Below are 14,712 nucleotides of genomic sequence, written 5' to 3' on the forward strand. Positions count from 1 at the left end.
TACCCTGCTACGAGGAATGAGGTTCTGGACCCCGGTCCGATGAGACGTACTGTCGATACCTCCTCTCGTTAATTGTCGATTTCAAATCCGAGAAAATAATGAGTTATCCGTCTGGACTCTTACCGTGGACGTAGTCACCACGGAACAGCCATGGCAGGGAAATACGATCTGGTCATCGTCGGCGGTGGAATCAGTGGCGCGTCGCTGTTGTACACGACCGCGAAGTTCACGAATATCGACTCGATCGCGTTGATCGAGAAGGAGTCGGAGATTGCGGCGATCAACTCCCACCACACGAACAACTCCCAGACGCTCCATTTCGGCGATATCGAGACCAACTACACGCTCGAGAAGGCGAAAGAAGTGAAAGAGGGGGCGGAGCTGCTCGCGGGCTACCTGGAGGCCCACGACCCCGACGGCGAGATGCACGCCCGGCGGAGCAAGATGGTCCTCGCGGTCGGCGACGAAGAGGTGTCGGAACTCGAACGGCGGTACGACGAGGAGGGGTTCGGCGACCTCTTTCCCAAACTGCGGCCGATCGAACGCGAGGAGATCGCGGAAATCGAACCGAACGTCGTCGAGGGGCGCGATCCAGATGTCGATCTCCTCGCACTCCAGACGCCGGACGGCTACGTCGTCGACTACGGTCGGACCACGAGATCGTTCGTCGACCGTGCCTCCGAAGAACCCCACGTCGACGTCTACACCGGCACGGAAGTCACGGACGTTACGCCGACGCTCGATGGCTACACCATCGACACGACGGACGGCCGTTTCGACTGTGAGGCGGCCGTCGTCGCCGCCGGTTCCCACAGCCTCCAGATCGCGAAAGAGCTCGGCTACGGGGGGGACAAGGTGTTGCTCCCCGTTGCTGGGAGCTTCTTCCTCGCCGACGACCTCCTGAACGGGAAGGTGTACACCCTGCAGATGAAGAAACTGCCCTTCGCTGCGGTTCACGGCGACGCGGACGTCCACGATCCGAGCGTGACGCGATTCGGACCGACCGCGAAGCTCGTTCCGACGCTCGAACGCGGTCGGTTCTCGACGGTGTCGGACTTCCTCGACGTATTCGGACTGAACGCGGCGGCGGCGCTCAGCTACGCCAACATCCTCTCTGATCGAGTACTCCTTCCCTACGTCCTGCGAAATCTCGTGTACGACCTTCCGGAGGTCGGTCCGCGCCAGTTCCTCCCGCACGTCCAGAAGGTCGTGCCGAACGTCGACCTCGAGGATCTCGAACGGGCGACCGGCTACGGTGGCGTTCGACCACAGATCGTCGACACGAGCCAGAAATCTCTCGACATGGGCGAGGCGAAGATCGTCGGCGACGACATCATCTTCAACATCACACCGTCGCCGGGTGCCTCGACCTGCCTGAAAAATGCCATGCGAGACACGCGGATGCTACTCGAGTTCCTCGACGGCGACTACGCGTTCGACGAGACGGCCTTCCGTGCCGATACGATCGACAACTTCCCACGCGGTGACGCTGCTGATAGCCTCGCCGGGGACGACACTGTGGACGGAGTCCCTGCGATGGACGATTGACTCGGCGTCCCGATCGGAGCAATAGATCGTACGAGCGCGTGATCACGTGGCCGAGGGGTCGATCACTCCGTCCAGCGAAGTTCGTACTCGAGTTCGTATCGTTGCTCGCCCGTTTCCGAGTCTGTCAGTCGCTCTAGCTCCACTTCGAGCGTCGGCTCGTCCGGAATCGATACCGACTGCTCCTGTGTCGCGCTCGTTAGCTCCACCGTTCCGGACTCGATCTGTTCCGCGGCCGCGGTGAGCGTCTGTGCGATCTCCGATCGGGTGTGTACGTCTTCGGTCTTGAAGAGTTGTTCTTCAGGCATCATTTCAACTCGTGTTCCCTGACCGGAAATAGCACATTCGGCATTCTCGTTTGTTGGGAATCCGAGACGGCACGCCGTCCACTGCAACGCTCTGAAACGGGTCACGGACTTCTTTGGGGTCCGTTCCCTGATCGTCTCGCATGGTCGAGGTTCGCGCCCTGACTACAGACGCAGTCGTCGAACTCGACGGAGATGTTCTCCTCCTCGAACGAAATCATCCCCCGTTCGAAGGATCGTGGGTGCTACCCGGTGGGCTCGTCGAGCGGAACGAAACCGCGCGAGAAGCGTGTGCCCGTGAAACGAAAGAGGAGGTCGGCCTCGATGTCTCGATCGGAGCGTTCGTCGGTCTCTACGACGATCCCGACCGAGACGAACGCGGGAACGTGAGTGTTGCCTATCGCTGTACACCTCTCGGTGAGCAAACACCGACACCTCGCGAGGAGGCCTCCAGAGTCGAGACGTTCGATCCCGAAAATCTCCCCGAGATGGGCTTCGATCATGAACGGATCGTCACCGACGCGCTGTGTGAGAGGGAGCATCGGTTCTGTTGACAGCTCGTTAAGATAGCGCTGAATACACAGCGCGTATGCAGCACGCCGTACACCGAGAACCGAAGCTGTCTGATACTGTCGGCTGTACGTCAATTAAGATATTCGCCATCCCTGAATGGTGAATGTCTTGAAACAGTTACAGCCGACAGTATGAGTCGGCCAGTACAGTCAGCATGAGCAGTTGCCTGAAATCCACGGCGGATCGGAAGTTAACATATATATTCGACACCCGTGTATTCTTTTTTATATGCGATTCTGTGACGAGTGTGGTTCGATGATGCACACGGAGGGCGATACGTGGGTGTGCCGCTCCTGTGAGAACGAGGAGCCACGGAACTCGCGAGCAGAAGCGGCGATGACGACTCAGGATGGTCAGCGGGACGACGGGGCACCCGACGTGGCCGACGCGACTCAGGACTCCACCGAGACGATGCAGGAGCCTTGTCCGGCCGAGGACTGCGACAGCGACCGGGCCTCCTACGAGATGCTGCCGAAGCCGGGCGGCTCCTACGAGGTTCGGCTGTTCACCTGCATCGAGTGCGGCCACAAGTGGCGCGAGTCCTGACGACGCATCTCGCGAACCCCACCGTGCTGCATGAACCCTCTCTATTCAGCACGCCATTTGTATCAATCGCTGAGGATTTCAACAGAGCCGGAGTATCGTAACTTTCGATAGATTCTCGCCGGACAGTCCCGGCGAGAGCCTCCAGAGGCGTAGAACGACAGTAGCGTTTGGAGCTGGTTGCACAGCCGATCATAAGGGGTCTTGTGATCAGCTTTGCAATAACTTACAAACGCTACTGTAATCGGATTTGACAGCGAACTGTCCGTCGAAGCGGTTTGGGAGGGCGTCGAAGACGCCGTGCGGTCGGCGGGTGCGTGATTTCGAAGTAAAGTGACGGTGTGTGCGTCTTACTCTTCCTCAGCGCCGTCCTTGATGTCTGCGAGTTGATCCATGAGCTCATCGGTGGAGGCGTCCGTCTCGAACGTAATCTTGCCCTCGTGATCGTTCTCGTGGACGCTTACGCCTTCACTGTCGTCGTCATCAGCGTTAACTTCCTGGTTCTGCTGTTCGGATTCGTCATAGCTCCCAAAACCCATACGTGATCATACAGCTGTCCTGGACTAAAAGCAACCGATGTGATCTTTTGGAAATCAATACCGCGAATTCTCATGCCAACTTAGATGTGGCAGAGACTCACAGGTCAACAGACATGCCTGTTAACTACGTACAGTGTCCCCAGTGTGGCTGGACGGGGCAAGACGCGGACTTCGAGGAAGACGAAAACGAGCGGACGTGTCCCGTCTGTCAATATACGATAGAGCGCGCGTGACGCGGGTAGCCTGCGACCCGAATCTCTATATCCGCCGATTAGTCAGCAGTACACAAGATGCCGACCTGCGAGAACTGCGGTTCGTTCGTGACGGATGCCTACGTGCGTGTCTTTGCGCCCGACGGAATGGAGACTGTTCGAGTGTGTCCCAGTTGCGAAGACAAAGTCCGCGACGGGGCTGACGTTCGCACAGCCCGTGCAACGCGACAGCAGTAATTCCGATTTCGCTCTTTTCGGTCGGGACGAACTCAATCGGGAGGAGACGAGTAACGGTCCGATCGATGGCGTGATACCTACCTCGATTCCATCAATCTCGAAGTTGCTTTCAGCCTCGACATCCGAATCAGACCATGGACGTCACCTTTCTCGGAACGAGCGGGGCGGTTCCGACGACACAGCGGAACCCGAGTTCGATTTTCCTCCGCCGGGAAGGGGACCGATTTCTCTTCGACGTTGGAGAGGGAACACAGCGACAGATGATGCACTTCTCGACCGGATTCGACCTCTCCGCCATCTTTCTCACGCATCTCCACGGTGATCACGTCCTCGGTCTGCCCGGTCTTCTGCAGACGTTAGAGTTCAACGACCGAACTGCACCGCTCGATATCTACACGCCTGCAGGCACGACTGCGGACGTCGATAACCTCCTCGACGCGACGGGGACGACGCCGAATTTTCGCGTCGCGATACACGACGCTCCCTCTGGCGAATCGATCATCGAACACGACGAGTATGCGATCCGAACCTTCGAAACGGATCATCGAACGCGCTCCGTCGGATACGCCCTCGTCGAAGACGAGCGCAACGGTCGGTTCGATCGGGAACGAGCCGAAGAGCTAGGCGTTCCGGTCGGCCCCAAGTTCCAACAGCTTCACGAAGGATCTCCGGTCGAACTCGACGACGGAACTGTCGTTCAGCCCGAAGCGGTGGTTGGTGACCCACGGCCCGGTCGTCGCGTCGTCTACACTGGTGATACCCGTCCGACGGACACCGTCGTTGCAGCTGCCTCGGATGCCGATTTACTCATCCACGATGCGATGTTCGCCGACGACCGGCGTGATCGGGCGGAGCAAACGGGACACTCGACGGCCCGGCAAGCCGCGACTGTCGCCGCTCGTGCCGATGCGAAACGGCTGGCCCTGACACACGTCTCCTCGCGATACGCGACCGACGCGACACCGCTCGAAAGCGAAGCCGTCGAGACGTTTGGCGACGATGCGTTTCTTGCCGAAGACGGGGATTCGATCGAGATTCCCTATCCCGACGGCGAGTAGGGGGGTCCGGAGAGCGTACACGAGTCTTCGAAGGAGTTGTATAGGAGACCACGCTACGAGTGGAGGTGACGGGGGATCGTTCATCAGGAGCCGATGGTGACGAATCCTGGGAAGTAGCGGAAGTCACGCGACGAGCCGTTTGGACTCTGAGATGACTGAGTGTGAGCAGTGTAGCTCGACCGTCGATCTTTCAACGACCCACTACTGTGTGACGCTTGAGTCCACCTGCTCGTCGCCGACGGAGACAGGCGAAGTCGTGTTTTGTTCTCGTGGCTGTGTCGCGGAGTGGCGCTGATCGTCGAGTGGATTTTACTGTCCAGTCCACGTTTCTCCGCGCATGGAGTTCACCGTCATTCAAGGCGATATCGCGGCCAAGAGTGCGGATGCACTGGTGAACGCCGCCGGGACGAGCCTGCAGATGGGTAGCGGTGTCGCCGGCGCGCTCCGACGTGGTGCGAACGGACCGATCAACGAGGAGGCCGTCTCGAAGGGTCCGGTCGACCTCGGTGGCGTGGCCGTTACCGACGCATACGACCTCGACGCCGACTACGTGATCCACGCCGCGGCGATGCCCCACTACGGCGACGGTCGAGCGACCTCGGAGAGTATTCACGAAGCCACTCGAAATACGCTCGAAAAGGCCGACGAACTCGGCTGTATGTCACTCGTCATTCCGATTCTGGGAACGGGTGCTGCTGGCTTCGACTTCGAGACGGGTGCACAACTAGTCTGTGAAGAAATCTGGTCGTACGAGCCCACGACGCTCACCGATGTTCGTGTGATCGCGTACTCGGAGCCAGAACATCGGACCGTCATCGACATCGCGGAGCGACTCCAGTCGTCGTGAATGTCCTTCAGCGGACTCGATTCTTGTTCGGCCTCCCATCGAATTCGGTATCGAATTCGATAGAACGGGGAGTCCCAACTAGAGATCGAGGTCGCACTCTCCGGGCCTATCGATAACGAGATTCTGGGTCTAGCTAGGAACGACCCAAAATATCCTGCACCGTTATAGCAAGAGCGCGAGTAGGGACATATATGCAATCTCGTGTTCCAGCTATTGCGAGAGAAGAAATCGAGGATTCGGATGACGAGACGTCTGAGGAGTCCACCGCTTCGGATCGTTCCTCTGACGACGAGAAATCCCTCGATGAGATTATCGACGCGTACGCAGAGTGAGTTCATTCAGAATGATCGATGAACGTGGAGAACCGTCGGAAAACACCTCCCAACTACAGGAAGCGATAGATACGATCGCTCAGTCATTCGATCACCCAGACACAATCTCTATCACCTATACGTCCGAAGACGGGCGGAAGCGGACGACGATCGAGGTAGCTACGGAGGGCCATGCAGTCACCTACGAGTTAGGATACGATGGACGAGACGACGACGCGGAACCCGAACTCAAAGTGATCGACGACGATGAACTATCAGCGAAATCGACGAAGTAACTGTCTAACCGACGGGAAGCCCCGATTCCCTCTGAATGCCTGAATCGTCTCACGTATCGCGTCTATATTGGGGTCCGCGGACGAAATCGACCCCGCTCGTAACCGCTGCGAGAGCGTCTCGACAAACGACTCCGCGCCCTCAGCGGCCTCTTCTACCGTGTCGTACTCGTCGACGGGGTAGTCGTGTCGAACGTGCGTCGACGCTGGATCGATCGTCGATAGCCGTAGTGTGAATTCCCCGGTGTCTGTCCTCGGTGTTACCGAGACGATAAATGTCGTTTCATCAGCTGTTTCGTGCTGATACTCCACTACTGCGGCGCCATGCCGTGTTTCATCGTGCCGTTCGGTCCACTCCGGTGGAAGGCCACTGTCGCCCTTAGTCACCCGTCTCACCGCCGGGAGCGAATTTGCCGTGACGACTTCCAGTCGGCTGATAGTCGAAGGCGAGGCGGTCCGGAGAGGGCTGGGTAACCCAGAGCACGCCGTCGACCAGATCTGCAATCGCCGTCATCGTCGCTTCATCGTGAGCGGTGTAGTCGATCCCGAGGAGGGCGAGTCCGGTCTCCGAGCGAAGGCCAGTGATTCGGTCGAGCACCGTACTCAGATGATCGACGGACGATGCTGCGAGAATCGGTGTGAGAGAGCGGACGACGAGGTGACGCGCCCCTCTCGTCGGCGGTGTCGTATCGACGAGATTCGAGAGGGCCATCACCAGCCGTTCGAGGTCACTCGCCGAGGGCGTGAAAACGACCGGAATCTCGTCGTAGACCGCCGAGACGGACTGCTGTACGGAGACCGTGTCGACGATCCGGAGCGACGGTCGCTCCGAATCGACACCGAGGGAGTCATAGATCTCGATGGTCCGGTCGGCACTCTCCGTCGTCGTGACGACGAAGGCCGTATCCTCCGCCGTCCCCTGCGCACAGAGGATACGGAGATTCACGGCGTACTGGGATGGATCACCGGCACTGGCGACGAGGACCGTCGATCCACCACTGAGGCTCTCCGGAAGCGGATCGACCTGCACGGCCTCTCTGTCGACGACACTGTCGGCGTTTTCGCCCATCAGTCAGCTCTCCCCACGCGGACGAGGATTGCTCGCCGATTCCGTAAGCTGGGATACTGTCTGCTCCGGGTAGTATCGGGCCTCACAGGCTGGACAGTGAGCGATCCGAACCGGTCCTTGCCAGTTTGTCGAGACTGGAAGGTCCCGTACGTGTACTGTCTGTTCAACGAGTTCCGTGCCACAGTCCGCGCAGGGGATGTCTGTTTCGTTCATGGATGGTGTCGTGGGTCGTACCCGGTCCCGTCGGTGAGACCCAAGGCCACCGCCGACGGTCGGCATCCGGCACGGCGCATCTCAGAGCAGTGCCATCGATGGACGCCCCCGCAGTGGCGGCGAACCGATGGGCGAGCGAAGAAAGGACGGGACGGAGCCCTTAGTACGAACAGAATTGCCCCGTCTGGAGTAAATAGGTTTCGCATGATCTGCCCCAAGGAGTGACCAATCGACCGTGGGACGCTCGATCCCCTCGTGCCTAATACACGGGTACCTCAATCGAATCGGAACGTTTCCATATTTTTCGGCGCGTACGTTCGGACGTCGAATTTCTGGTACAGGCCGGACGAGAGCTGGTCCGTCGACGATTCGTCTCCGTGAACACAGAGGATCTCTTCCGGCCGGGGATGCATCGTTTCCACGAACTTCTCGAGTCCATTCCGATCCGCGTGCCCCGAAAAACCGCTGACGGATTCCACGTCGAAGCGTAGCGTCAGCTGTTCGCTGCGACTCCCCAGATCGCTAAACGGAATCTCCCGACGGCCACTCTGAATCCGCCGTCCGAGTGTCCCCTGAGCCTGGTAGCCGACGAAGACGAGCGTGTTCTTTGGGTCACCCCCAAGCAGTTCCAACCACGACATTATCGGGCCGCCCGTCACCATCCCGGACGTTGAGAGGATGATACAGGGCTCGCCGCCGGCGATGTCCTCTCGCATCTCCTGGCCGCCGTCGACCTGCTGGAATTGGTCCGCGAGGAACGGGTTTTCGTCGTCGTGCAGAATGCGCTGTCGCAGTCCGTCTCGGAGGAACTCGGGATAGGCCGTATGAATCGCCGTCGCCTCCCGAATCATGCCGTCAAGATAGATCGGCATCGTGGGGAGCCTCCCCTCTCGCATCGCTTCCTCGAGGACGAGCATGAGTTCCTGCGATCGACCGACGGCGAACGCTGGTATGACGACTTTGCCGTCCTGCTCGTACGTGTCGTTGATCAACTGGATGAGCTTGCGCTCGCTGTCTTCCTGGTCGGTTTGGTAGTCGTTGCGTCGTCCGTAGGTCGACTCCATGATGAGCGTCTCGACCCGCGGGAAGTCGTTCGACGCCCCGTTGAACAGTCGAGTGTCCGTGTAGTGGACGTCGCCCGAGAAGACGACGTTGTGGAAGCCCTCACCGACGTGGAAGTGTGCGACGGCGCTTCCGAGGATGTGGCCGGCGTTGTGGAACGTGAGTTTGATGTCCGGCGCGATGTCGGTGACGTTGCCGTAGTCGACCGTGATCGTGTGCTTGAGTTCCTTGCGAACCATCGCGCTCTCGTACGGCGGCGTGCGTCCTTCCTTGGCTGCAACGTCGAGATAGTCGAGTTGGAGCAGGCCCATCAGGTCACGAGTAGCTTGGGTCGTGTACACGGGCCCGTCGTATCCGTACTTGAAGAGGAGCGGGAGCAAGGCGCTGTGGTCGAGATGGGCGTGAGTCAGGACGACTGCGTCGAGGTCTGGGATCGGATTGGCCTCCGGAATCTGGAGGTACGGAACCTCTCCTTCCGCTCCGGGTTTGTCACCACAGTCGATGAGAATCCGCGTTTCGGGGGTACTGAGGATGAAACTCGCTCGGCCAACCTCACGACAGCAGCCGAGTGTCGTGACGCGAACCCACTCGGTGTCGTGTGTCGGTTCGCGGTGGATTTGATCGCCGACGCGTTCGAGAAACTCACGACGCTCGTCGCGCTCCTGTATCAGGAAGTTCCGGACGTTATCGACCGTCGACGACTCCATCGGCGGCGTGCGGAGGACTTCGAGAGTCCATCCGACTTTCTGCGTGATCTCTCGAAGCGTGCTCGCACGACGGCCGATGACGAGTCCGGGTTTTTCCGCCTCGATCAGGACCTCGCCCGTCGTCGGATAGAACTGCAGGTTCGTGATGCCCGCATCCTCCGGGATGAGATCTAGAATTTGGGGCTTTGCTTCGGCCGGACTCGCCTGCGTTCCCGCGGCCGGTCGGACGGTAATTCGCTTTCGAACGGTGCTCGCCAACGTCCCAATCAATCCCTCCCGCTCGGCGAACTTTCGGGGTGTTTCGGTATAGATGACGAGTTCTGGCCCTTCGTACGTTACTCGTGAGACGTTCAGGTCGTCGGGAATCTCTGCCTCTACCTGAGCGCGAACGGTATCCAACGGGCTGTCGTCGTCAGAACTCATATTTTGGCGAGGGTACGAACGGTGAACGGGATACTGTGCGACGGATACGGCCGTCTCCCAACCGGGATGGCGGTCGACGGGTGGACTCCATGACCATATATTTTCGAGTGACGGGAGACATGCACGCTGACCGGTACTCCTCCGATACGTTTGCGGTGCCGAGATAGGGGAAACCGATACAGCGCACTCTCCAGCGTGCGAACGGATGAAATCGTTCGATTGAGACTACCCGAGGGGCAGTATAAACCTTTTCCGACCCCTCTCTCGGGGCGCCAGATCAGCTGTCGGGAGCAGAAATCCCAACGATTAAGCGCTCCAAAGATATACGAGAAGGTGTCACAACCTTTCGGAGCCGCAAGAGTGTGCCGAGATTCGGGGATATCGCCCGATGAGGCCATCGCGGCTGAGGGCACGCACAGACCGCCACCGGTGATTCGATCCGCAGGCACACCGTGGGCCCCACGGACGCCATACGTGGGAACGACCAGCTTGGAGGTCCACCGGGAGTTGCTCCCCGGCCCGGACCTGCTTTTGCTCTTTCAGCTATCAGAATTGGCTAATAACTTCTCGCGGGCCGAAATGACGTTTGAATCGAATACCTTTGTGTGATGAGTTCATGCTCTGTGTTTCGAATGAAGAATCGAGGCGGACCTGAGTAGGTCCTCGTACGTCTGCACCAGTCGGTCGAAGCCGGGCATTACCTTCGGAACCGAGTCGTATCGGTGCATCGTAGTTACGGGAAGCACCCCCTTGGTAATTTCGAGAACACTGACAAAATCGGTTGGTTAGGAGTACTCGACTACCGGTCTCTATTGGACGACACGGAGAAAGTCCTTAATAAGCCGTTCCATCTAGTTGGTCATCTTCTCGAATACTTCGACGTGTTTCTCATCGCCAGTCCGCTTGTACTAATCTAGGTGGTCACAGAGGATGTTGAACGGGTTCGGAAGTCATATTGAGATGTTGATGAGTTCCTTCAGCCGGTGAGCGAGGAAGGATGAGTCCATCGATTACAGCCCATCGACAGAGCGGCGTTTTTGAGCGAGTCGTGTTCAGTGTCTCGTAGTGGCTGCAACTCGTGAGTCTCGCAGAACCGTCTTTCGACGGATCGCCGACCGACCACACGCTGATTGGCCAGTGTACGATTCGACGCCGCTGTACGAGCGAAGCTCGCTAGATGGGCTGGAATCGGATATCAGAATTGTCTCGCAGACCTGGTTCAGACACGACAGCCACGGGTCGGTCAAGAACTTCGTCCGGCTACTCCCGCTAGCGTATTTCCGATTCGACACGCACGACCGGTACGCAGAGTCAACTCGCTACGGGATGGATACCCTCTTTCGCGTCTTCATCTTGAAAGAATGCCACGGGTGGGACCACGAGACAGCGCTGATCGAGTATCTTGAGTGTCGCCCGGTACTCTGCGAGCAGTTAGGCTTAGAAAGTGTCCCGAACCAGTCGACGCTGTGGCGCAGTTGGCACGAACGGTTCACTGCCGAGCTTCGCAGTACAGTCGAGACAGCTGCGCGGACCATCCTCATCAAAGCCCAGGACGCGGGTGTTGCCGTCCCACGCGAACCAGAACAGCGTCTTCCATCCTACGGTGACGAAGAGAACGAATCGGACCCACACGATCAAGCTGTCCTTGATGAAGCGGCAACGATTACGGGGCACGTCAGTCGCGTTGTCTTCCCGGCATTCTCACTGGATCGAGGTGAGGGCTGTGAGATTCACGAGAACGCCTACTGGGACCTGCAGACGTATCTCGGACTTCGTGAGCGCCTCGCGGCCAACGAGGGCGCTCGGAGCTTCACCTACGAGTCAACTCGTGAGCGGACACCGTTAGGGCACGCCCATCGCGAGCAAGTTCGTGACCTCTCAATTGCGGAGATCCGAGAGATGTACCGACAGGCCATCGGAAGGCTTCTGAACGAAGTTTCGGAGACAAAGCAGTTCTTCCGAGCTGGGATTGTTGCAATCGACATTACCGAAGCTGATCCCTTCACTGGTGATAGGACTGGGCACGAAGACGAGATTATCGGCACGAAGGAGAAGACCGACGAGTATGCCTACCAGTGGGCGACGGTCCAGTTGGTCGGCAATGCCGTCCCTATCGTGCTGGACGCGCGCCCCGTCCGAAAGGGGGAGACTCGACTGGAAATCGTCGAAGACTTGCTCAATTCGGTTGAAGAGCTCGTCCACGTCGATAATGTCCTGATGGATCGAGAGTTCGATAGCCAGCACGTTCTGGAGATGATCAGCCAGCGCGGGCTCTCCTACGTCGTTCCCAAGCGAATGCAGACCAGCGAGAAGGCTCAGGCGAAGCGATTGCTCCAGCGTGACCAGGAGCGGTATGAAACCGACCGGAAGCTCCACCTCGGCAAGAACCAGTGGCACGAGACGACGCTGATCTATCGTCGAAAAGAAGACTCAGAGCACGACGATCACCGGCAATACTCGGTGTTCCTGACGAATTGCGGGAGTGGTCACCTCACGGAGTACGGCTACCGATGGGAAATCGAGAGCGGCTACAGATCGATCAAGCGATTCATGGCTGCCACGACATCGAAGGATTTCGGGCTCCGATTCTTCTACTTCGCATTCGCCTGCCTGCTGTACTCGATCTGGCGAGCAGTCGATTTGCTCGTTCAGGTCGAGTTGACCGGCGATTATGAGCACTCACCGGTGATTACAGCGGACAACACGCTGACGCTGCTGAAGAAGGAAACTGGAATCGGGTAGTGAGGAACTCTATTCGGGTTAGCGTGCCGCTGAGTGGCTACGCTGCTGGAAGTCTCGAAAATTTGCCCATATGATTGAGTGTGTGACAGGAATAGCCGCCTGGAAAGCCATCTGGAGCAGTTTCCGCTGGCCGAATCGGTCAAATTCACGCATCACAGCCCCGCTAAACCCGCCGTAGTCTCAACTTCCCGACAGAAACAGAAGTTGAGACTGGTTTTCTCAATGCATATGGCTCGTCTTTCGGTACGTCCACGGATTAGTGAGGCGGGGAAAGACTTACCTATGAATAAAACCAATACTATGAATAATGAGTAAGTCAGAACGCTTGGATAACTCTGAGAAGGAAGTCGTTGCTGTCACCAAGCACGGTCAGGCGACCATTCCGAAGCGGTTCCGCGAGAAGCTCGGGATCGAGGCTCCCGGAAAGGTGCTGTTCCGGGAGACCGAGGGCGGCGAGGTGATCGTCGAACACGTCCGCTCGCCGAGTGAGATGCGCGGCTTTGCCGCCCGCAGCGAAGCGTCCACCGACAGGCCCGCGACCGAGATCCTCCAAGAGAAGCGCGAACAGGATCGAGAGGAACGTGACGCGCAGTTCCCCTCGGAGGAGTGACGGTGGTCCCTGACAGCGTCGTCTTTGACGCTGAGCCGCTGATCGCACACGCTGATGATGAACCCGGGAGCGACGTGGTTGAGGAGTATCTCGACGCAGTCGCCGTCGAGGACACCGCCGGCTACGCCAGCTGCGTGAACCTCGCCGAAATCCGCTATACTATCGCCCGGAAGTACGACCGGACCACCGCTGACGAGTATCTCGACTGGCTCACCGATCTCGGAATCGAGACCATGGCGGTCGGTGACTCCTGGCAGGAGGCCTCAGAGTACATCCTTCGGTACAACCCGGCGCTCGGTGACTCCTTTGCACTGGCGACCGCTGAAGAGGTCGAGGCGACGCTCCTGGTCGGCGGTGACGACGACTATGACGAAGTCTCCGAAGTCCCATTAGAGCGGTTCCGTGACGGCTCCGCATAGATGACTGAAGACGTCGATCCTGAGGCTCCCCGACCCCACCAGAAACAGAAGATGAGACTGACTTTCTCAGTGAATATGGCAGTCTGACGTAGTTCATAAATAGTATGAAGATGTAGTCTGGGATAGAACGATGGCTCGAATCACCGGCTCCTACCCAGATGATCTCGACCTCCTCATTGAGGGCGCTGTCGAGGCTGGTGTGTTTAGTGGCAAAAGCGATGCGTTGCGAGAGTTCGTGCGTGAATACTTCGAGGACCACGAAAGCGAGCGCGTTGCAGCTGCGGTCGCCCTCTACGAACGCGAGCGGATCACACTCGGTGATGCTGCGAGACTCGCTGATGTCGATCGGTGGACGATGCGGGATCTCCTCCGTGAGCACGGTGTTGAGCTCCGCCTCGGACTCGTTGACGAAGACGACGCAGCCTACGAAGTAGAGGCAGCGAGCGAACTCGACTTCGGTGATGAGGACTCGTCTGATGAGGAGCCACGTGCTAAATGACAGATGACGATTCCAGCGAACCGGAGCGTCCTGAACACGACTGTCCTCTCGAATTTCGCCTATATCGACCAGCTGTGGGTTGTTGCTGACCTCTCTGGAATCTGTACGGTACCGGTCGTCCGTGAGGAGCTTGAACACGGCGTTGATGACCATCCATATCTTCAGTCGGCACTCGATACACTCGACGACGAGATTCCCGTCGCGACGATTTCGGACACCGTCGCAAACAGAGAGGCGGTTGTCAGTGACCATCTCGATCCTGGTGAAGCACAGGCATTTGCTTTGGTAGATGCTGCGGACGGTCGTCTACTGACCGACGACGGGGATGCCCGATCGTTTGCGAAAGATCGAGGCGTGACCGTTGTCGGGTCGGTCGGGGTGCTGTTGGCTGCGATCGATGCTGGAAAGATTGATGAGCCAACTGCCGATGAGTGGCTGTCGACATGGATCGATGAAATGGGGTACTACGTGCCATACCAGTCGATTTCGGAATATCGGTGAGATA

General features: G+C 58.4%; 15 protein-coding genes. 11 read left to right on the forward strand and 4 right to left on the reverse strand.

From position 1 onward, the window contains the following. Positions 1 to 150 precede the first annotated feature (150 nt). Positions 151 to 1,548 (forward strand): FAD-dependent oxidoreductase, encoded by a 1,398-nt coding sequence (locus tag NBT82_RS19130; RefSeq protein WP_251331576.1) that lies wholly within the window; start codon positions 151 to 153, stop codon positions 1,546 to 1,548. 62 nt (positions 1,549 to 1,610) lie between these two features. On the opposite strand, the gene NBT82_RS19135 is transcribed toward NBT82_RS19130, so the two are convergent. Next, positions 1,611 to 1,853 carry an amphi-Trp domain-containing protein gene (locus NBT82_RS19135; RefSeq protein ID WP_049938059.1) on the reverse strand — a complete coding sequence of 81 codons (243 nt, stop codon included), beginning with the start codon at positions 1,851 to 1,853 and terminating at the stop codon, positions 1,611 to 1,613. Positions 1,854 to 1,993: 140 nt separating this feature from the next. On the opposite strand from NBT82_RS19135, the gene NBT82_RS19140 reads away from it, so the two are divergent. Beyond that, positions 1,994 to 2,404: an NUDIX domain-containing protein gene (locus NBT82_RS19140; protein ID WP_251331577.1), complete on the forward strand. Its 411-nt coding sequence runs from the start codon at positions 1,994 to 1,996 to the stop codon at positions 2,402 to 2,404. A 247-nt stretch (positions 2,405 to 2,651) separates the two neighbouring features. After that, positions 2,652 to 2,969 (forward strand): RPA12/RPB9/RPC11 RNA polymerase family protein, encoded by a 318-nt coding sequence (locus NBT82_RS19145; protein WP_251331578.1) that lies wholly within the window; start codon positions 2,652 to 2,654, stop codon positions 2,967 to 2,969. A 347-nt stretch (positions 2,970 to 3,316) separates the two neighbouring features. On the opposite strand, the gene NBT82_RS19150 is transcribed toward NBT82_RS19145, so the two are convergent. Then, positions 3,317 to 3,505 carry a DUF5786 family protein gene (locus tag NBT82_RS19150; protein ID WP_251331579.1) on the reverse strand — a complete coding sequence of 63 codons (189 nt, stop codon included), beginning with the start codon at positions 3,503 to 3,505 and terminating at the stop codon, positions 3,317 to 3,319. 290 nt (positions 3,506 to 3,795) lie between these two features. Between NBT82_RS19150 and NBT82_RS20375 the strand changes: the two genes are divergently transcribed. From NBT82_RS20375 to NBT82_RS19160, 3 genes are all read left to right on the forward strand, one after another. Beyond that, entirely contained in the window at positions 3,796 to 3,954 is a 159-nt protein-coding gene (locus NBT82_RS20375) for a DUF7563 family protein (RefSeq protein WP_425601781.1), read from the forward strand. Between the two features lie 134 nt (positions 3,955 to 4,088). Further along, positions 4,089 to 5,012, forward strand: a complete 924-nt coding sequence (gene rnz, locus NBT82_RS19155) for a ribonuclease Z (protein WP_251331580.1) — start codon at positions 4,089 to 4,091, stop codon at positions 5,010 to 5,012. 337 nt (positions 5,013 to 5,349) lie between these two features. Next, the gene (locus tag NBT82_RS19160) at positions 5,350 to 5,859 is read left to right on the forward strand and encodes a macro domain-containing protein (protein WP_251331581.1); all 510 of its coding nucleotides are present in this window, start codon (positions 5,350 to 5,352) and stop codon (positions 5,857 to 5,859) included. Between the two features lie 983 nt (positions 5,860 to 6,842). Here the strand turns inward: NBT82_RS19160 and NBT82_RS19165 are convergent. Next, positions 6,843 to 7,532: a DUF7504 family protein gene (locus NBT82_RS19165; protein WP_251331582.1), complete on the reverse strand. Its 690-nt coding sequence runs from the start codon at positions 7,530 to 7,532 to the stop codon at positions 6,843 to 6,845. A gap of 488 nt (positions 7,533 to 8,020) precedes the next feature. After that, a complete protein-coding gene (locus NBT82_RS19170; protein ID WP_251331583.1) occupies positions 8,021 to 9,937 on the reverse strand; it encodes a beta-CASP ribonuclease aCPSF1 in 1,917 nt (638 codons plus the stop codon). Positions 9,938 to 11,002: 1,065 nt separating this feature from the next. Here NBT82_RS19170 and NBT82_RS19175 point away from each other — a divergent pair. From NBT82_RS19175 to NBT82_RS19195, 5 genes are all read left to right on the forward strand, one after another. After that, positions 11,003 to 12,679, forward strand: a complete 1,677-nt coding sequence (locus NBT82_RS19175) for a transposase (protein WP_251331584.1) — start codon at positions 11,003 to 11,005, stop codon at positions 12,677 to 12,679. Positions 12,680 to 12,986: 307 nt separating this feature from the next. Then, positions 12,987 to 13,289 (forward strand): AbrB/MazE/SpoVT family DNA-binding domain-containing protein, encoded by a 303-nt coding sequence (locus tag NBT82_RS19180; RefSeq protein ID WP_251331498.1) that lies wholly within the window; start codon positions 12,987 to 12,989, stop codon positions 13,287 to 13,289. Then, positions 13,286 to 13,708: a PIN domain-containing protein gene (locus NBT82_RS19185; RefSeq protein ID WP_049934543.1), complete on the forward strand. Its 423-nt coding sequence runs from the start codon at positions 13,286 to 13,288 to the stop codon at positions 13,706 to 13,708. Before NBT82_RS19180 ends, NBT82_RS19185 begins: the two co-directional genes overlap by 4 nt. Positions 13,709 to 13,838: 130 nt before the next feature. Further along, entirely contained in the window at positions 13,839 to 14,207 is a 369-nt protein-coding gene (locus NBT82_RS19190; protein ID WP_049934546.1) for a DUF7317 family protein, read from the forward strand. A gap of 3 nt (positions 14,208 to 14,210) precedes the next feature. Next, entirely contained in the window at positions 14,211 to 14,708 is a 498-nt protein-coding gene (locus NBT82_RS19195) for a PIN domain-containing protein (protein WP_251331499.1), read from the forward strand. Positions 14,709 to 14,712: the final 4 nt, after the last annotated feature.

Origin of the sequence: Haloplanus sp. HW8-1 (genome assembly GCF_023703795.1) — an archaeon.
Classification (GTDB): Archaea; Halobacteriota; Halobacteria; order Halobacteriales; family Haloferacaceae; genus Haloplanus; species Haloplanus pelagicus.